We start from the raw sequence: 19,845 nt of genomic DNA, 5'->3' as shown, positions 1-19,845 counted from the left end.
GTGAAACCGCTTAAGTTAACAATAAATGCTTTTGGACCTTATGCAGGAAAAGAGGAAATTGATTTTAGCCTTTTAAAAAATAATAATTTATTTTTGATATGTGGGCCAACAGGAGCAGGGAAAACTACAATATTTGATGCCATATCTTTTGCTTTATTTGGTGAAGCAAGTGGAGGAAGTAGGACTATTGATTCTTTAAAAAGCGATCATGCTGATAAAAGTGAAACTTCTTATGTTACCTTAGAATTTATGGTAAAGGGCAAAATGTATTCAATTACCAGATATCCTACACAGAAAATTGAAAAGACAAAGAAAAATGGTAATATCCAAGTGGTAGAAAAGAAACATAGTGTGGAATTTTTACTGCCTGATGATAGAGTTATCAGCAAGACTACAGAAGCTACTAAGGAAGTTGAAAAGATATTAGGATTAAACTCAAATCAATTTAAACAAATAGTAATGTTACCGCAAGGAGAGTTTAAAAAATTACTAGAAGCTGAAAGTAAGGATAAAGAAATCATCTTTAGAAATATTTTTGGTACTGAGAAGTTTTTGAAATTCCAAGATAAATTAAAGGAAAAGCAGCTTATATTAAAAAGAAAAATTGAAGGAGATAAGCAAAAGAGAGAAGCTTATATAACTAAAATTGATGGAAATGATAATGAAGAATTAAATTTATTAATTAAAGAAGATAATAAGGATATTTGGGAGCTTATAAGGTTAGTTAAGGAACTAATTGGTGCAGACAATGAAAAGGAATATCTTATTAAAAAGGATATTGAAAAAGTAAATGAAGAAATATTCAAAATTAAAGAGCATGAAATTAAAGCCAAAGAAATAAATAATAAGCTTCAATTAAAGGAAAAAGTCCAAGAGGAATTAAATTATTTAGAAGAAAAGAAGGAAGCCATGAATGAGCGTCAGGAAGTTTTAGAAAAAGGAAGAGTGGCATTATCTTTAATTCATTTGGAAAGAAGCATTAATGAGGCAAAAAAAGAAATAGAAGCAAATAAATTGGAAATTGTTAATAAAGAAAAAGAGTTGCAGAGTAATACTAAAGATTTAAAAGAGAGTAAAGAACATTATGAAGAGTGTAAGGAACTTGAAAAGGGGAAAGACAGGCTTATAGAAGAAAAAAGTAAACTAAATGCAATTATTAGTAGATTTAAGGATTATAAACAAAAAGAAATTTTGATAAATAGCCTTAAGCAGCAGTTAACATCTCAAGAAAAAGTAAAAGATTCAATTAAGTTAAAGCTAGAAAATGTAGTAAATAATATTGAATTTTTAAGAAATAGGATTACGGAAAACGCCAAGAAGGAACTAGAAAGAGTTCAATATGGTAATCTTTTAAGTGAAAAACAACGTCAAAAAGCAGAATTAATGGAAGTATATAGGTCTATAAAAAAATATATAGACTTAAGAGATGAATATAATTTGCTATTGGAAAAGTTTAATATTCAGGAAAATATATACAATCAAGCTAAGAAAAACTATGATGATGGTGATATTTTATTTAGAAAAGGTATGGCAGGTATACTTGCCATGAACCTTGAGAGTGGAGTGAAATGTCCAGTATGTGGTTCAGAGAATCATCCAGAGAAAGCCTTAGTTCCAGAAAATGTACCTACAGAAGAGCAATTAGAAAAGTTTAAAGAAGATTATGAAGCACAAAAGGTCTTATATGATAAGTTTATGCAAGCATTAACTATTAAGAATAGTGAAATAGAAAATCAGTTGAATGATACTATTACTGAAAAAGTAGAGAGAGTGAAAGAAATAATTACTATAAAGATAGAAGTAAATGAGCTGAAAAATTTTGAAGCTATTAATAGTAATGTAGTTGAAAGAGGTAAAGCAATTGCTAAAGAAATTGAGGAATTAGTAGAAAAAATAAAAAACATAGATGTAGCTATTGCTAGTAAAAAAGAAGATGAAGATAGTCTAGTGATGTTTCTTAAGAATCAAGAAAGTTTACAAAATATTTCAGAAGAAGAAAATAATAAATATCAAAATTTATTAACAGAGTCTGCAAAGGAAATGGCTTTATTACAGGAGATAAAAGAAAATCTACCTAAAGATATGGAAAGTGAAGATGAAATATTAATAAAGATTAAGGAATCTGAAAATAAAATTACTATGCTTGAAGTAAATTCAAAAAAGGCTCTTGATGTATATACAAGAATGCAAAATATAGTGGCGGAAAATAAGGAAGCTTTACTACAAAAAAATAACTTATTAGTCAAGTGGAACAGCATATTAAGTGAAAAAGATTTTGAATTTAAATTAGCTATTGAAAAAAGCTGTTTTATAGATAGTAATGATTATAATAAAAGCAAAATTAGTGAAGAAGAATTAAAAATCATAGAGAAGGAAATACAAGAGTTTTATCAAAGATTAAAATCTAAAAAAGATCAATATCTAATGCTACAAGAAGAGTTGAAGGATAAGGAACATATTGATATAGATTTAATTATTAAGAGCTTAAATGAAAAAGAAAATGAATTAAGAGAGTTAAATTCTAAGGAAAAGAAAATATTCTCTAGGTTAACTAGCAATAAGGATACATTGAAGTTGATTATAAAGATTAGTGATAAGATAAAAGAAGATGAAAGCGAGTACAATGTAATAGGTGAGCTTTCAGAACTAGCTAATGGAAATAATTTAGAGAGAATAACCTTTGAACGATACGTATTAGCAGCATATTTTGATGATATTATTAAGGCAGCAAACAGAAGGTTAAGTAAGATGACTAATGAGAGATATGCTTTAAAAAGAAAGGCTGAAAAGGGTAAAGGTACTAAACAGTCAGGATTAGAACTAGAAATTATTGATGCATATACTGGAAAGGAAAGGCATGTAAATACTTTATCAGGTGGAGAAGGTTTTAAAGCTTCTCTAGCACTGGCATTAGGGTTAGCAGATGTAATTCAAAGTTATGCAGGGGGAGTGCATATTGAAACAATGTTTGTGGATGAAGGTTTTGGTAGTTTAGATCCAGAATCTTTAGATGGAGCAATTAATGCCTTAATGGATTTAAAAAATTTAGGAAGACTTGTAGGAATAATATCACATGTTGATGAATTAAGGGAAAGAATTGAAGCAAGGCTTGAAGTATCATTAGGTAAAAGTGGAAGCCATGCCAAATTTATTATGAAATAGAGTTATTCATCCGAATTTAAATTCCTACTAAAAATGTTAAGATAAAAGATTTTATTATGGTAAATAATGAAGTTGATTCATGGATAAATAATATAAAAAATAATGACATTATGAATTTAATCTGTATATTGTATGAAGTTTGCTAGAGGAATTGTGAAAGACAATCAATTTATTCTTCAGATTCAGAAACTAAGGATCAAGAAATACAATTAATTGTCTATAAGATATCAGAAATTTTAAGAAAAATGATTATGGGATGAATAATAAACAATTATAAATAAAAATTGCTAAAAAGAAAATACAAAAAATACCTCTTACAATTGCAAGAGGTATTTTGGTGCCGCCAGTGGGAATCGAACCCACACGGTTGCCCGCATGATTTTGAGTCATGTGCGTCTGCCAGTTCCGCCATGGCGGCTTGTAAAAATATCACTTAATTATACTATCATGAAGTTTCTATAATGTCAACTAATTACATAGTAGAGAAAATAATTATATAATAATTTAAAGGGAACAGATGTCAAAATATTGCAATATAATGTAGAGAAAACTAATTTTAGGAGAATACTTAAAGAAGAATGGAATGGTTTATTAGTTTAAGTCCAGTGCTACAAGGGTTAACAGCAACTATATTTACTTGGTCTGTAACTGCCTTAGGAGCAGCACTTGTATTTTTCTTTAAAAATGTAGATAGAAAGATATTAAATTCAATGCTTGGCTTTGGGGCAGGTGTAATGACAGCAGCAAGTTTTTGGTCATTGCTAAATCCTGCAATTGAATTATGTGGTGAACTTGGATATAGCCAGTTTTTATTGCCTGCAATAGGGTTCTTTGCAGGTGGAGTATTTATTATTTTTGCAGATATGCTTATGGATAAATATTCATATGGTATTATACCAGTAAATAATAAGAGCCTAGAAAAAAATAAAAGTTATAAAAAAAGCATTTTACTTGTTTTAGCGGTAACATTGCATAATATACCGGAAGGATTAGCAGTAGGGGTAGCCTTTGGTGGAGTAGCAGTAGGAATACCTAGTGCATCCGTTGCAGCTGCTATGACCTTAGCCTTAGGTATTGGGCTTCAAAATTTTCCAGAAGGTGCTGCTGTATCTTTGCCATTAAGAAGAGAGGGATTATCAAGAGAAAAAAGCTTCTTTTATGGACAAGCTTCTGGTATTGTAGAACCTATTGCAGGTGTAGTAGGGGTAATTGCAGCTATAACTATTAGGAGTATGCTACCTTTCTTTTTAGCTTTTTCTGCAGGAGCAATGATTGCTGTGGTTGGAGCAGAGCTATTACCAGAAGCATCAATAGAAAATAAAAAACTTACTACTTTTGGATTGATTTTAGGATTTATTCTTATGATGGTTTTAGATGTGGCACTTGGATAATTGTTAATGGAAAATGGAAAGTTGGTAGGAAACTTCTGTAGGAATTTTGAAAATTGATAATTAAAAGATTGAGGATTATACTGAAATATTTTAAAAAAATAAAAAGTTTAAAAATTTTAGAAGTAAAAGAAAAAAGTGACTGTCGCACTAAAAATTTTATATACAATAATATTGTATTATTTATTCTTAATGCGACAGTTCCTTTTTTATATTAATTATTTTTTGATATTGAAGAAAGCTTTTGTTCCTCTAAATTCTGCTACAGAACCTAGTTCTTCTGATATTCTTATAAGTTGATTGTATTTAGCAACTCTTTCAGATCTAGCTGGAGCACCAGTTTTTATTTGACCGGCATTTACAGCAACAACTAAATCAGCGATAGTTGTATCTTCTGTTTCACCAGATCTATGAGAAATAACAGCAGTATATCCAGCTCTATTTGCCATTTCAATGGCATTTAAAGTTTCAGTTAAAGTTCCAATTTGATTTAACTTTATAAGGATAGAGTTAGCAACACCTTTATTAATTCCTTCTTCTAATCTCTTAGTGTTAGTAACAAATAAGTCATCACCAACTAATTGTACTTTTTTACCGATTCTTTCAGTAAGTAGTTTCCAACCTTCCCAGTCTTCTTCAGCCATACCATCTTCAATAGAGATAATTGGATATTTATTAACCCAGCTTTCTAAGAAATCAACCATTTCAGAAGCTGTTAAAGTCTTTCCTTCGTGTTCTAAAACATATTTTCCGTCTTTATAGTATTCTGATGAAGCAGCATCAATGGCAATAAACATATCTTTTCCAGGTTCATAACCTGCTTTTGTAATAGCTTCTAAGATTACTTCGATGGCTTCTTCGTTTGATTTTAAATTTGGAGCAAATCCACCTTCATCACCTACACCAGTTGAATATCCTTTTTCATTTAAAGTTTTCTTTAATGAATGATATACTTCAGCACAAGCTTGAATTGCTGCATCAAATGAATTAAAACCAGCAGGCATTACCATAAATTCTTGTAAATCAACTGAATTATCTGCATGAGAACCACCATTTATTATATTCATCATAGGTACAGGAAGAACCTTAGCATTCACTCCTCCAACATATTGATATAGAGGTAAGCCTAAGAAATTAGCAGCAGCATTGGCAACAGCTAAAGAAACACCTAAAATAGCATTTGCACCTAATTTACCTTTATTGTCAGTTCCATCAAGTTCTATAAGTTTTTTATCAATGGTTGTTTGGTCAAAGACATTATACCCAATTAATTCTTTAGCAATTATATCATTTACATTAGAAACAGCAGTTTTAACACCTTTACCCATAAAATATTCTTTATTACCGTCTCTTAATTCTACAGCTTCATAAATTCCAGTTGAAGCTCCTGATGGTACGGCAGCTCTTCCTATAGTACCATCTTCTAAGATAACTTCTACTTCTACTGTAGGGAAACATCTAGAATCAAGTATTTGTCTAGCAATGATATTAACTATTTCAACAATATTTTTCATAAAATCCTCCTAAAAACTAAAAAAATCTTAAATAAATGAAAAATCAAATCATATATTAATGAAAATCATTTTCAATTAGAATAATTATATAATACAAAATTGACGAAATCAATATTTTTTTTGAAAAAATTATAAAAAAGTCTTGTTGGTAACAAATTCATTTGTTATCATATTAAGAGTAGGATGAATTTAGCCCAAGTGGGCTTGAATTTGACCCGGTTAAGTACTTAGTCTACATATGTAAAAATGAGACAAGCTATAACTAGTATTAATTAGGGAGGAATCAATATATGATGTATTCAAGAGAAGTTGAAGAAATGTGCGTTGTAACTAAAGGCGCTAATCATGCATGTGCTCCAATTCCAGTTGAAGGAAAATGGGTACAAGCTACACAAATATCAGATATTTCAGGGTTAACTCATGGAATAGGTTGGTGTGCACCTCAACAAGGAGCTTGTAAATTAACTTTAAATGTTAAAGGTGGAGTAATAGAAGAAGCATTAGTTGAAACAGTTGGATGTTCAGGTATGACTCACTCAGCTGCTATGGCTTCAGAAATATTACCAGGAAGAACTATATTAGAAGCTTTAAACACAGACTTAGTTTGTGATGCTATAAATACAGCAATGAGAGAATTATTCTTACAAATCGTTTACGGAAGAACTCAAACTGCTTTCTCTGAAGGTGGATTACCAATAGGAGCTGGTTTAGAAGACTTAGGTAAGGGATTAAGATCTCAAGTTGGTACTATGTACGGAACAGTTGCTAAAGGACCAAGATATTTAGAAATGGCTGAAGGATACGTTACTAAAATCGCTTTAGATGAAGATAACGAAATAATCGGTTACAAATTCGTTCACCTTGGAAAGATGATGGAAATGATCGCTAAGGGAATGGATGCTAATGAAGCATTAGAAAAAGCTGCAGGACAATACGGAAGAGTTGCTGACGCTGTTAAATTAATCGATCCAAGACACGAATAATTGTAAGGAGGAATTTAATCATGGCATTATTTGAAAGTTATGAAAGAAGAATAGGACAAATCACTCCAGTATTAGAACAATACGGAATGAAAACAATAGAAGATGCTAAAGCTGTTTGCGATGAAAAGGGAATTAACGTTTATGATATCGTTAAATCAACTCAACCAATAGCATTCGAAAACGCTATGTGGGCTTACACTTTAGGTGCTGCTATAGCTATAAAGAAAGGTTGCACAAAGGCTGCTGATGCTGCTGCTGCAATCGGTGAAGGATTACAAGCGTTCTGTATTCCAGGTTCTGTTGCTGACGACAGAAAAGTTGGTTTAGGACACGGAAACTTAGGAGCTATGCTTTTAAGAGAAGAAACTAAATGTTTCGCATTCTTAGCAGGACACGAATCATTCGCTGCTGCTGAAGGTGCTATCAAAATAGCTGAAAAAGCTAATAAAGTTAGAAAAGAACCATTAAGAGTTATCTTAAACGGTCTTGGAAAAGATGCTGCAAAGATTATTTCAAGAATTAATGGATTCACTTATGTTCAAACTAATTTCGATTTCTTCACAGGTAAATTAGAAATCGTTAATGAAAAACCATACTCAAACGGACCAAGAGCTGCTGTTAAATGTTACGGAGCTAATGACGTTAGAGAAGGTGTTGCTATAATGCATCATGAAGGTGTTGATGTATCAATCACTGGTAACTCAACTAACCCAACAAGATTCCAACACCCAGTTGCTGGAACATACAAGAAAGAATGTATCGAAGAAGGTAAGAAGTACTTCTCAGTTGCATCAGGTGGTGGTACTGGTAGAACTCTTCACCCAGATAACATGGCTGCAGGTCCAGCTTCTTACGGTATGACTGATACTATGGGAAGAATGCACTCAGATGCTCAATTTGCTGGTTCTTCATCAGTTCCTGCTCACGTAGAAATGATGGGATTAATTGGTATGGGTAATAACCCAATGGTAGGAGCTACTGTTGCAGTTGCAGTTGCCATAGAAGAAGCTTCTAAATAAGATTATTTTTAATTGTTTACTTATAAAAAAGTTTCGAACTTTATAAAATAGTTCCGAAAAGAATTATAAAAAAGTTCAGAAAAATAGAGTGTCATACGAAATTGTAATGATTTTGTATGGGGCTCTTTTTGTGTTAGTGTAGGGAAAAAGGGAGATGAGGAGGCGTGAAGATAGTGGGGAAATTTTTCGAGACATTTTTATGATTGAGGAACCCTTTTCTCTGCAACCGAAGGTTGCCCCTGTGGATAACTCCTTAAAAATACAAAAATATTTTTTCGAGACTTTTTTATTACTGCTGATGAAAAAGTGGGAATAAAGCTTGATGAAATCTAGCCTAGAGTCAGGTCGAAGTTTTTTCGGGACTTTTTTTGAGTGAACATAGATAGCAAGTTTTTTTGTGAAAAAAACTGCTATAGAGAGAAGGAAAAAGAGATAATAACTTATAATATTTATTGATATTGAAATTTATATAAATATTAGGTTAATTATTATTTTTAAATAAGGCTCTGTTAGACTAAATTGTTGATATACAACATAAAAATAAGGTAGTATTACTACCTTATTTTTTTCTTTTCAAATCTATTCCCTGTATTTGCATATATTACTGCAAATATTACCGAACTAATTATTATAACGACACCAATATTAAGCAATATAGGCATCATCAATATATCACTTAAAATAAATAATGCTATAGAAAAAGCAACTACAAACATAATTTTCCCCGTAAATTTACATAAAGATATTACATCATACTTTTCTTTTTCTTCTTTACTCATTGTATTGAATCCTGCTATTAAAAACGACCATTTACCTAATGACAACATTATACCAATAAGTATAAACAAACAAACCATTAGTATTTCACCAACCATAAAATCACCTCACAATAAATTATATTTCAATATATAGTTTTATATAACTTATTATAAATTATTTTGTATCATATTTCAATTATTTTACAAAATATTATAAGTTTGGTTTTCTAATTTTATACCTCTCTATTTTAGTATCAACAAATGGAATTATGCTATGGATAAGCATATTCTTTGTCTTTATAACTTCTTTATCTGTGCTAAAACTTTGCAACCACTTATACCAACTCATATAATTAGATAGGAATTTAGTGGATACCCCTTTAAATCTATACATCCAAATTTTAAGGTTGCTATGCAATGAATTAACATGATTTATATGGTAGATATCATTTTTATAATGACCTCTTGATATTTTCTTATGGTCTAATTCAAGGTCTTTGGCAAATTGTATATACGATTTATGACTATCTGTGCAGATTATTGAATTAGGGTTTATCCGTCTTTCATAAAGCCTTTCAAGAGCATTATAAGTAACCCTTCCTTTACATAAGGGTTCTAATATTATATTTCCATTTCTATCAATTGCTGTTGTTATACAAACCTGCTCATTACTTATACCACGTTTCTTAATTTGTTTACCTCTTTTTCGAGCAGGTCTCGGCATTTTAAACCCACTCTTTTTATGATTCCCCTTGAAAGACTCAGCAACGAATGTTTCGTCCATTTCTACTATGCCATCTACAGCACCAACACCCATAAATGCTCTTATGCAATCAAGAACTTTATGTCTCATATAAAATGATGTTTTAACACCTACACCTACATTTTCAGCGTTCTTTCTTATAGAAAGTCCTATAACCATTCCTTTAACATACTCAATCCACGTTTGTAAAGGTAACTTAGTACAAGATAATGCAGATTTAGTTAAATCATTAAAGGATTTATTGCAAGAACGACACACATAACGTTGCTTACCCTTCAGTTTTCCATTCTTCACCACAGAAGTAGATTCACAATGAGGACAGCATTGACCCTTGCTAAATCTTGATTCTCTGAATTCTTCGTTAAGACTACCATTAGAAGAACCAAGAGTAAGTATTTCACCTATATAGTTAAATAATTCTCTTAGTTGATATTCATTTAATGAAGTTATATATGACTTTATATTTGAAATAGTTGCCACAAATCTTACCTCCCATAGTGTGATTATCTATATTATACCACTATTTAAAAATTATATGCACATATCAACATTATTGTCTAACACAGCCTTAAATAAAAATATATTATATCTATTTCTTATGGAATTATATTACAAATAGATATATAATAAAAATATAAGTTATTGCACACTTGTATTTTAATGTGAATTAATAATTTTTCTGATAATACATAGATAAATGGGGATTTGATGAAGTGATGGAGGAGTACATAAATGGTTTTATTAGTTGTTGATACACAAAAATTATTAGTAAATAGTAAATTATATAATTTTGAAAATTTTGTTACAAATATTAGGGAATTAATTAATACATCAAGAAAAAATAACATTGAAGTATTATATGTAATACATGATGATGGATTAGAAAGTGATTTAACAAAAGGAAAAGATGGATTTGAAGTTTATGAAGAATTTAAGCCTATGGAACAAGAAAAAGTGTTTGTAAAAAATGTAAATAGTTCATTTAGAGGAACTGGTTTGTTAGAATATTTAAGAGAAAAAGGTGAAAAGGATATAATTGTTGTTGGACTTCAAACTGATAAATGTATAGATGCTACCATAAAGTGTGGTTTTGAACATGGACTTAATATGATTGTACCAAGCTATGCTAACTCAACTGTTGATAATGACTTTTTTAGTGGAGAGCAAAGTTATAAATATTATAATGAATTTATGTGGAATGATAGATATGCTAAATGTATTTCTATTAATAAGGTATTTAATATGTTGGAACGTTAAATACAGTATATTTAATGAATAATTTTAAAATATTTCGAATTAAAAGTAGATAAATAAATTTACCTACTTTTATGCTTTTTGTTATCAACATCAGTTTTAAACAGAAATTTAACTAAAAAATATTATTTTAAAATATTGACTATATAACGTATAAATCATTAATATAATTGGAAAACTAGAATATAGGTTAAATATGTATAAAAATATTCCTTTTACAAAAGCTATATTAAATAGTAAGTTAGTTTTAGAAAAGGAGTATATTATAATGAGTGTAGAAGAAATAAATAATATAGATGATAGAATAAGAAAATTAAGTAAAAGAATTGAAAATTTAGAAGATGAACTTTTTAATATAAGAAATATAAATATTCAATTTGCTATTTTACTTGGGCTAGAAAATGAAGAAATTGAAAATCTAATTAAAGTTAATAAAAATCAAATAGAATGTTTTAGATAAAAAAGAGCTAACATTAGCTCTTTTTTTATTAGAATTTATTATTTTTAGTATATAATTTAATTAGTATTAAACTATATTATTTAGAAGAAGGTAAAGATTGTATGAATGAATTTTTAAATGAAGAAATTAATTATTTAAGAATGAAATGTTCAGAAGTTTCGTATAGTCCTAACCGATTTAAATTATTTATCGGAGAGGATAGATATTTATTTGGTGTCATTTCTTCAAAAGATAAAAGTTCACCATTTAGTAAATTAATGAAATATAAAACAATATATGATACATTAATAGATTTAGATTGGAAAATTAAATTTTGTTTTGATAAAGCAATTGAGTATGCATATTCTGATACATTAAAAAAAAGTTTAGTATGATTATAACTGAGTGTGAAGAAGAAAGATTAGCATACTATTATATAGAAAATTCACTATTTAGAATATCAAGTTTATGGGATATTTTAGCACAATTATTTTGCTTATATTATAATATAAAAATACCAACGAATGATATTTATTACAATAAGTTGTTTAATCAAGAGAGGAAAGACTATTATAGAAAGTATTCAATTTATAAAATAAAGAATTTTGAAGAATTTAAAGAACAAGCACATAATATTAATAGTTATTTAAATCAAAAAGATAACACCCAATTAGAAGGAGAATGGAAAGGAAATCATAGATATATTAATAAATGGAGAAATAAAATGACTCATAGGAATTCACCCAATATTACTACTATGAGTGATTATGATTTAAATTTTAAATCTCATCCAACATATATGTTAAAACGAATTATAGAGGACTATTCTGTTGTTTCTAAATATATAGATAAAATTTTAAATACAATAGAAGCAGAATATATAAAAGACATTAAGTAAATATAATATATAATTATCAAGAATGAAGTGAGATATGTAAGAATAAATAAAAGTATATAAAATATTACATATAAATAGATAGAAAGCTTATAAAAAAATTATCATTATAAATATGTTTTTAAAAGTAGGAGCAGTTAGTTCCTACTTTTTTATGTACATAAAATTTATTAATTTAATTATTGGTAAAGATTGATTAAAATTCATTGACTATATAAAATATAAATAGGGGAGTTGAGTATAGCAATGAATTTTAACAAGAAAAAATTAAGCGAAGAAGATATAAAAATGAAATACATTACTGCTAGTAAACATCTGCCTTCAAATTTCATAGATTTGAAAAATAATTTACCTTCAAATTATGAAGTAAGTATAGGATGTATAGGAGACACTATTAGTGGTTCTTTCCAATGTTAGTTGAATCTCTTCAATACTTATATAATTATTAAGTTATTGAGGAGAGTTTTATCTTATTTTAAATTTTCTAAATTAATAACCTTATTACGTAAAGTTTCAAAATTACATCTACCATACATAATTCTCTTAATAACCTTAATTTTATTTACGCTTCCTTCAGCTAGTCCATTATTATAGTCTAAAGAAATGGCATTTTTCACAGCATCAATATCTTGTTTTAATCCATTAATGAAACTTTTAATTTCACTAATACCTAAATTTAAAGAATCTTCAATCCATAAATTTAATTTATTTACATCTTTATTTTTTAATATTTCTCTAAATCTATTAACTATCTCTAAAATTTTACTTACATATGTATATTGCTTACATAATAATTCAAATAAATTTTTATCTAAATCTTCAATTTTATATATAGGCTGATAAAGTAATTTAAGTATTAATTTTCTTTCAATAAAAATATAGTTTTTATTATCGATTTTAGATTTTTCATATTGTAACTTAATATCAGATTTAATATTAGATACATATCGTCTAAGTAGACTAGTAGAACCTGTATACCCCTGATTTCTTATCATAACTTCAATATCACTAAACTTGAATTTTAAAGATATACATTCATTAATTCTATCAGTATATTCAGCTAATAATCCTCCACTCTTTTTAGTACCATAAGAACTATCAATAGCTGTTGTATTAGGATCTAAATATTTGCTAATAGTTTTTCTTGCCATATTTAATTCTCTAGCAATTCCTCTCATGGAATACCCAGATTCATGCATTTCACGAACTAAGTTAATTCTTTTTTCCTTTTCAGCAACTTTTTCTTCATGAGCAATTTCTTTTTTACTCTTAAAGTACTTTAGTCTTTCTTCATTATCAAAGGGCAACAACCTATTAAATAATCTAATATCTATATTAGCTTGCTTGCAAGAAGCACTTTTACTTATACCATTATTATACAAATCTATAGCATAAAAATATCTATCTTTAAGTGATTTTTTATTATTATTCATGCAAAATACCATTTTACCATTAGATGAAGTATTTGCTGGCAACTCTATACTTACTTTAGTTTTTAGATGCTTCACTAAATAGTTTTTGCAATACATTGTTAAATTTTTAAGTAGATGAAATCTATCTGTAACTTGAATAGCATCCGCGTGCGAAGCAGTTATAGCTTTTTTATATGTAAGTGAGCCATCCCTTGATACTATTTTCAAATTAGGAAATTCTTTTAACCAAGAAGGAACTTCTTCATAATCACGTGAGTTTATCATATCAATTATTTTGTGACTATTTATATCAATCATTACAGTTGCATATTTCACACCTTTTCTAATTGCAAAATCATCAATACAAACCATTTCCACCTCAGATTTATTAGGTGTTATTATATCTTTTTTTTAAAAGAGTACAAATTGTACTCTTACCTACATTAGCTAAATTCTTACTTAAATACTTACTAGCAGCTATAGAACTCATATTTAAGGAAACATTAATAATTTCTCTTTCTAATCTCTTTGTCTTTTTAGCTTTGTTATTTATAAAATTGAATTTTTCAGAAAAAGTCTTATGATTACAATCACCATTTTTACAAAACATCTTTCTATTAGTTATAATAATTATTACCTTTAGTCCTTGAATAGGTAAATCTTGAAATGATCTTTTATACTTTGAATGAATCTTATTTGAAGGAGTACAGCAATAAGGACAACAAATATATTCTTTAATAGATTTTACAGATATATAAATAGTATCTTCTATAATTTCATGTTCTATATATTCTAAATTTTTATCTAATAGTTTAATTAAATTATTCATCTTTTGATTATTTTCCTTTACTTTAACTAGTTAAAGTATAAAACAGAGTGTAAGCATTTTCAACTAACTTCGGAAAGAACCACAAGTTAAGTATAAAATACAATAGAAGAATTTATTAATAAAACTACATTATATAAATATTATTTAGCCTTTTCAGATTATGAAAGGGCTAATATTGTATTTGAATTAATGAAAAGTGGAGATGGGTCAAGAATTTTTTCTACATTAGGATTATCTAACAATAATATGAACAATAAGAATAATTTAAAATATTGTAAAGAATGCATTAGAGAAGATAAAGAAAAATATGGGGAGGCATATTGGCACAGAGAACAGCAAATATCAGGTATATTAATTTGTGATAAGCATAATACTTCACTTTTTGAAGTATTAAATGAAGATATTAAGAATAGACAAGAATTTATTAATATAAATCATTTTAATTATAAAGATAAAGAAATTGTAGTAGAGCTTGATGAAGAAATTATAAAAAAGCAAATATCTTTAATAAATAATTCAAGATATCTTTTAAATGATTTTTATGTACATAAAAATAAGGAGTTTTTCAGAGATTATTATATTAATAAATTGGTTATGTTAGGAATTGCAGATGGTAAGCATAAAGTGAATCAAGATATATTACACAAAAGGTTTATTCAATTTTATGGACATAAATATTTACAGTTATTAGGTTGTGATGTTTCAGTAGGAGATAATAACAGTTGGCTCACTAAGATAACAAGAAAGCATAGAACTTTTTTTCACACACTATATCACTTACTTATAATTGATTTCTTAGGAATAGACATAAAAGAGTTATTTAATAGTAGGGAGTTTGATGGTAGTTTTATTAGAAAGGCTAAGAAAGATATTAATGAAATTAATTTAAAGAGAGAAAAATGGCTGACTTTTATAAAAGAAAATCCAGATTCAACAACTACCGAAATAAGAAGTTTAAATAGAGGAGTATATGATTTTTTATATAGATATGATAAGGAGTGGTTAAGAGAAAATTCACCTAAAAGGAAAAGAAAACAAGGTAAAAAGGATATTGATTGGGAAAAAAGAGATGAAGAAGTTTTAAAAAAGGTTAAGGATATATTACCAGAACTATTAGATGAAAATATAAAACCAATTAGAATAACTAAAGGATTAATAGGTAGGAAAATAGGTGAAGTTACATTAATTCAAAAGAAATTAGATAACATTCCCAAAAGTAAAGAATTAATAAATAGTATTGTAGAAAGTATTGAGGATTACCAAAAAAGAAGAGTAGTTTGGGTTAAAAATAATTGTTTTAATAATGAAATAGCTACAGAATCAAAAGTAAAAAGGAAAGCAGGAATAAAGAATTTAAAACATAAAATGTATACAAGTTGATAGATAAAATGAAAAAAATATCACTTTAAATATGATGGAATTGCAAAAATAATATAAAATTATATAAAGTACCTACATAAATCTACTTGGAGTGCATTTTTATTAAAAGTGTCCCCTCCAAATCTACTTGAACTGCATTTTTATTAAATTAAATAATGAAAAAAATTATTAGAAGATTTTATAAAAATTAAGATATATATTTAATATTAAAGAGTATATGTGTTAGTTTAATAGAGAATATCTGAATATTATAACTTAGTATGGATACAGATTTTAAGCTTTAGATGTAGTATCAAGTTACATATAAAGCTTTTTTTATGAGAAATATATCTTGTAATAGATAATATTTACAAATAAGTGATGTGAAATTATAATTTAACTGTTAGAATTATGTAAAAGAGGTGTTTAGATGGTCTTAGAAGAACTACCAAAATGTAAGGCTCCAACTGAGTATAACCCATATATGGGACAACCTATTCCCCCATTAGATAGATTGAAGATTATGAGTGAAGATGATTTTGAAGATTTAGTAGTGGAATGGGCAAATGGATATGTACATAATAATTATTATAAAGTTAGCTCTATGGCAGGGGCAGGAGATAAGGGAAGAGATGTTGTTGCATATTATGATGATAAAACAGTAGATATTTATCAATGCAAACATTATAAGAATCCTTTAAGTCCAAGCCAGTACTGGGTAGAATTTGGTAAACTTTGCTATTATACATATAAAAATATATATAGTATTCCAAAGAAGTATTATATTGTTGCAAGTAATGGAGTTGGACCAGATTTACGTGATTTAATAGATAAACCTGAGTCAATAAATAACAAATTAATAGAGCAGTGGAGCGAGAAATGTGAATCGCGAATTACGAAGAAGGAAAGGGTTGTTTTAGAAGATAAATTTTTAGAATATGTTAAAAATTTCGATTTTAGTATAGTATGTGATATACCTCCAATAAAGCTTATAGAACAATATTCTCAGACTATATACTATAAATTTAGATTTGGTGGAGGGATAAAGAAGAGAGAAAAACCTGAAGTACCTAAAGAAGTTAGTAAAGAGGAAGAAAAATTTAATTATATGAAAGAATTATTCATTGTGTATTCAGATGAGCTGAATTTTAATGTTAAAAGTTACGATGAGTTAAAAAGTAATAAAAAATATTTTAACCACTGTAATAGACAGAGAGAAGATTTTTATATAGCACAATTGCTAGCAAGGGTTTCAAGGGATGAATATTTAGATTCACAGCCTTATGATGAATTAAAAAATGAAATATATAAGGGGGTAATTGATTGTTGTGAAGAAGAGCATTCAAGTTGTTTTAAAAAAGTTAATGAAACATTGAAAGTAGCAAGAAATATGAATATAGAAAGTATGGCTTTTGGACCAATATCACCGAGCGAAAAAGTTGGGATTTGTCACGATTTAGTTAATAATTATGAAATAAGTTGGGTGGGTAATTATGAAGGAGAATAATATATATAATACACCGGTAGAGATAGCATTAAGACTGTTAATGATAATTGTTAAGAATAAAAAAGAAATTGATATTGATAAGCTTATTATTGTAGATTATTTATCTTTACACGGCAGTTTGGTTAATGATGAATTAATTAGCATTCATCCAGATAATCCTTTTCACGGTTTAGAGGTATATTCCAAAATTAATGTTGTAAAACAGGGAATAGAGTTATTAATATCTAAGGGACTTATAGATGTTAAGTTTAATTGTAGAGGGATTGAATATACTTCAAATGCTATTAGTGAGTATTTTTTATCTTATTTTGATAGCGAGTATTACTTAGAATTAGAGAAGAATATAGAAGTAGTTACTAAAATATTTAAGAATTATAGTTCAGATGATATTAGAAGATATCTATATGATAATATAGAGTTATGGAATAGTAGCAGTGTAAGTGATTATCTAGATAGGGAGAAGTAGAAATTATGAATAAATTATATGGGTTTAAAATAAATAAAATAATAATGATTGGACCTAATAAAGAAGATGCTTTTTTAGATTTTAATGTTGGATTAAATGTAATATCAGGAGCTTCGGATACAGGAAAAACATTTATTTTCCAAGTAATAGATTATATGCTTGGAGGAGGTAAAACACCTAAACAAATTGAAGAGGCTAAAGGTTATGATTCAATATTTATTGAAATAGAAGATTATGAATGTAATATTTATACATTAAGACGTGATTTGGTTGATGGGAAAATGTACAAGTATAATTGCTCATACTGTTTAAAAGATACAATAACTCCAGAAAATATTAAAGAAGAACATAGAAAAAATAGTATTAATAATATATCTTCATTTTTACTTGATTTATGTAATTCAAGATATACAAGTATAGTTAAAAATAAGAAGGGAGAGACAAGAAGTTTTACCTATAGAGATTTTGCAAGATTAAGTTTGTTAGGCGAAGAGAAGATAATAGCTGAAAAATCAATAATACTCGGTAATGGTGGATATTCTAAATATCCAGAGTATAAAAATGCTTTTAAAACTATTATAACAGGACTAGAGGATAATTGTAAAACAATATCTAATGAAGAGAAAAAGATGAACAATATCAAAATTGAAGCTAAAATTGAAGTTTTAGATAATCTTATAACAAACTATATACAGGAGTTGCAAGAAAAAAATAATATTAGTGATGAGAAGAGTCAATATGATATAGAAGAATTAATTAAAGATATTAGAAATAATATTAATTGTAAAAAAGAAAATTTAAAAGATTGTGACGCTAAAAGGCAGACATTATTAAAAGAAGTAATAGATAAAGATACTTCTATTCAATACAATAATGAAGTGATTAAAAAGTTTAGACTTTTAAAAAATAATTATTTATCAGATTTAAAAAGATTAGAGTTTATTGATGACGCAAATTATTATATAAATCAATTAGATGATGTTAAGTGTCCAGTATGTTCATCTGAAATAGAATTAGAGTATATTAATACTTCTAAAATAGAAGATAGTATATTTGCAGAAAAAAATAAATTAAATAAGAAAATTATAGAGCTTGAAGAAGTAATGTTAGAAATTGAAAATAATAATATAGAAATTATAAGAATTAGAGATGAAATAAAGTTAAAGGTAGATAGATTAACGGAAGAAATTAACTTGAAGTTAAAACCTATAATAGATTTAAAAGTAAGTGAATTAGCAGAAATATTAGAAAAGAGAGAAGAAATAAATAGAGTTAAATTTATTGAAGATAAGTTAGAAGAAGCTAAGAAATTAAAAAATGATTTATCTAGTAAAAAGGTTAATATTAATAATGTGAAAGTAGAGTTAAATAAAATAAATGATGAAAATAGTAAAGCTTTGTGTCTAGAAATAAGTAATTTATTAGATAAATGGAATTTATTTAAGTCTCCACAGGTATCATTTGATTTAAAGACATATGATTTAGAGATTAATGGTAAAAAGAAAGCTAGTTTTGGAAAAGGATATAGAGCTATAATAAACTCAGCATTATCATTAGCAATTATGAAATATAATATTTTACGTGGACTTCCACATCCTAAAATAGTTGTAATAGATTCTCCACTTATAACATTTAAAGAAAAAGATAGTGGAGAAGAAAAGATAAGTGAAGTAGTAAAAAGTTCATTCTATAAATATTTAGCAGAAAATTTTAAAAAACAGCAAGTGATAGTTTTAGAAAATGCAGACCCTCAAAAGGAATTATTGGATAAAATTAATTATTATCATTTTACCAAAAATAAAAATAATGGAAGGTATGGATTCTTTCCTGTAGAGTAATAAAAGTTATCCTTATCTCTGTAGCTAATAAGAATTTATTAGCTACTATGTTTACTTATAAAAAAGTTCCGAACTTTATAAAATAGTTCCGAAAAGAACTATAAAAAAGTTTCGAAAAATAGAGTCTCATATGAAATTGTAATGATTTTGTATGGGGCTCTTTTTGTGTTAAGGTAGGAAAAATGGGAGATGAGAAGGGGTGAGTCAAAGAGAGAAATTTTCGAGACATTTTTATGATTGAGGAATCCTTTTCTATTTT

Annotated in this window: 18 protein-coding genes and 1 tRNA gene; 13 read left to right on the top strand and 6 right to left on the bottom strand. The window is 27.5% G+C overall.

The genetic code is table 11. From position 1 onward, the window contains the following. Complete coding sequence (locus tag H8R92_RS13465) at positions 1 to 3,162, top strand: AAA family ATPase (protein WP_186834900.1); 3,162 nt, start codon at positions 1 to 3, stop codon at positions 3,160 to 3,162. 335 nt (positions 3,163 to 3,497) lie between these two features. Here the strand turns inward: H8R92_RS13465 and H8R92_RS05250 are convergent. After that, positions 3,498 to 3,580: transfer RNA gene (locus tag H8R92_RS05250), tRNA-Leu, on the bottom strand. A gap of 160 nt (positions 3,581 to 3,740) precedes the next feature. On the opposite strand from H8R92_RS05250, the gene H8R92_RS05245 reads away from it, so the two are divergent. Continuing rightward, the gene (locus tag H8R92_RS05245) at positions 3,741 to 4,553 is read left to right on the top strand and encodes a ZIP family metal transporter (RefSeq protein WP_186834899.1); all 813 of its coding nucleotides are present in this window, start codon (positions 3,741 to 3,743) and stop codon (positions 4,551 to 4,553) included. A 215-nt stretch (positions 4,554 to 4,768) separates the two neighbouring features. On the opposite strand, the gene eno is transcribed toward H8R92_RS05245, so the two are convergent. Then, the gene (gene eno / locus H8R92_RS05240) at positions 4,769 to 6,064 is read right to left on the bottom strand and encodes a phosphopyruvate hydratase (protein ID WP_186834898.1); all 1,296 of its coding nucleotides are present in this window, start codon (positions 6,062 to 6,064) and stop codon (positions 4,769 to 4,771) included. 290 nt (positions 6,065 to 6,354) lie between these two features. On the opposite strand from eno, the gene H8R92_RS05235 reads away from it, so the two are divergent. Together H8R92_RS05235 and H8R92_RS05230 are read left to right on the top strand one after the other, a co-directional pair. After that, positions 6,355 to 7,047: an iron-sulfur cluster assembly scaffold protein gene (locus H8R92_RS05235; RefSeq protein ID WP_186834897.1), complete on the top strand. Its 693-nt coding sequence runs from the start codon at positions 6,355 to 6,357 to the stop codon at positions 7,045 to 7,047. Between the two features lie 20 nt (positions 7,048 to 7,067). Next, positions 7,068 to 8,066: a GGGtGRT protein gene (locus H8R92_RS05230; protein ID WP_186834896.1), complete on the top strand. Its 999-nt coding sequence runs from the start codon at positions 7,068 to 7,070 to the stop codon at positions 8,064 to 8,066. 554 nt (positions 8,067 to 8,620) lie between these two features. Here the strand turns inward: H8R92_RS05230 and H8R92_RS05225 are convergent. Together H8R92_RS05225 and H8R92_RS05220 are read right to left on the bottom strand one after the other, a co-directional pair. Beyond that, positions 8,621 to 8,941, bottom strand: coding sequence for a DUF3784 domain-containing protein (locus H8R92_RS05225; protein ID WP_186834895.1), 321 nt, complete (start codon positions 8,939 to 8,941; stop codon positions 8,621 to 8,623). Between the two features lie 94 nt (positions 8,942 to 9,035). Beyond that, positions 9,036 to 10,067, bottom strand: a complete 1,032-nt coding sequence (locus H8R92_RS05220) for an IS1595 family transposase (protein WP_186834894.1) — start codon at positions 10,065 to 10,067, stop codon at positions 9,036 to 9,038. 252 nt (positions 10,068 to 10,319) lie between these two features. Here H8R92_RS05220 and H8R92_RS05215 point away from each other — a divergent pair, with 252 nt between their 5' ends. The 5 genes from H8R92_RS05215 to H8R92_RS05195 all read left to right on the top strand — a co-directional run bounded on the left by H8R92_RS05215 (position 10,320) and on the right by H8R92_RS05195 (position 12,592). Further along, positions 10,320 to 10,844 carry a cysteine hydrolase family protein gene (locus tag H8R92_RS05215; protein WP_186834893.1) on the top strand — a complete coding sequence of 175 codons (525 nt, stop codon included), beginning with the start codon at positions 10,320 to 10,322 and terminating at the stop codon, positions 10,842 to 10,844. A 265-nt stretch (positions 10,845 to 11,109) separates the two neighbouring features. Continuing rightward, positions 11,110 to 11,301 carry a hypothetical protein gene (locus tag H8R92_RS05210; protein WP_186834892.1) on the top strand — a complete coding sequence of 64 codons (192 nt, stop codon included), beginning with the start codon at positions 11,110 to 11,112 and terminating at the stop codon, positions 11,299 to 11,301. A 101-nt stretch (positions 11,302 to 11,402) separates the two neighbouring features. Then, positions 11,403 to 11,675: a hypothetical protein gene (locus H8R92_RS05205; protein ID WP_186834891.1), complete on the top strand. Its 273-nt coding sequence runs from the start codon at positions 11,403 to 11,405 to the stop codon at positions 11,673 to 11,675. Continuing rightward, positions 11,672 to 12,178 (top strand): hypothetical protein, encoded by a 507-nt coding sequence (locus H8R92_RS05200; RefSeq protein WP_186834890.1) that lies wholly within the window; start codon positions 11,672 to 11,674, stop codon positions 12,176 to 12,178. Before H8R92_RS05205 ends, H8R92_RS05200 begins: the two co-directional genes overlap by 4 nt. A gap of 243 nt (positions 12,179 to 12,421) precedes the next feature. Next, entirely contained in the window at positions 12,422 to 12,592 is a 171-nt protein-coding gene (locus tag H8R92_RS05195; protein WP_186834889.1) for a hypothetical protein, read from the top strand. A 53-nt stretch (positions 12,593 to 12,645) separates the two neighbouring features. Here H8R92_RS05195 and H8R92_RS05190 read toward each other — a convergent pair whose 3' ends face one another. Together H8R92_RS05190 and H8R92_RS05185 are read right to left on the bottom strand one after the other, a co-directional pair. Continuing rightward, positions 12,646 to 13,959, bottom strand: a complete 1,314-nt coding sequence (locus H8R92_RS05190) for an ISL3 family transposase (protein ID WP_186835695.1) — start codon at positions 13,957 to 13,959, stop codon at positions 12,646 to 12,648. 16 nt (positions 13,960 to 13,975) lie between these two features. After that, positions 13,976 to 14,416 carry a transposase family protein gene (locus H8R92_RS05185; protein WP_186834887.1) on the bottom strand — a complete coding sequence of 147 codons (441 nt, stop codon included), beginning with the start codon at positions 14,414 to 14,416 and terminating at the stop codon, positions 13,976 to 13,978. Between the two features lie 102 nt (positions 14,417 to 14,518). Between H8R92_RS05185 and H8R92_RS13330 the strand changes: the two genes are divergently transcribed. The 4 genes from H8R92_RS13330 (at position 14,519) to H8R92_RS05165 (ending at position 19,586) form a co-directional block, all read left to right on the top strand. After that, positions 14,519 to 15,796, top strand: coding sequence for a TnsD family Tn7-like transposition protein (locus H8R92_RS13330; protein ID WP_330606883.1), 1,278 nt, complete (start codon positions 14,519 to 14,521; stop codon positions 15,794 to 15,796). A gap of 409 nt (positions 15,797 to 16,205) precedes the next feature. Further along, a complete protein-coding gene (locus H8R92_RS05175; RefSeq protein WP_186834885.1) occupies positions 16,206 to 17,282 on the top strand; it encodes an ABC-three component system protein in 1,077 nt (358 codons plus the stop codon). Further along, entirely contained in the window at positions 17,269 to 17,748 is a 480-nt protein-coding gene (locus H8R92_RS05170; protein ID WP_186834884.1) for an ABC-three component system middle component 2, read from the top strand. The genes H8R92_RS05175 and H8R92_RS05170 overlap by 14 nt, the downstream gene beginning before the upstream one ends. A 5-nt stretch (positions 17,749 to 17,753) precedes the next feature. After that, complete coding sequence (locus H8R92_RS05165; protein ID WP_186834883.1) at positions 17,754 to 19,586, top strand: AAA family ATPase; 1,833 nt, start codon at positions 17,754 to 17,756, stop codon at positions 19,584 to 19,586. Positions 19,587 to 19,845 lie beyond the last annotated feature (259 nt).

It is taken from the genome of Clostridium lentum (assembly GCF_014287815.1).
GTDB lineage: Bacteria > Bacillota > Clostridia > Clostridiales > Clostridiaceae > Clostridium > Clostridium lentum.
This window is presented reverse-complemented; position numbering and strand designations above follow the sequence as displayed.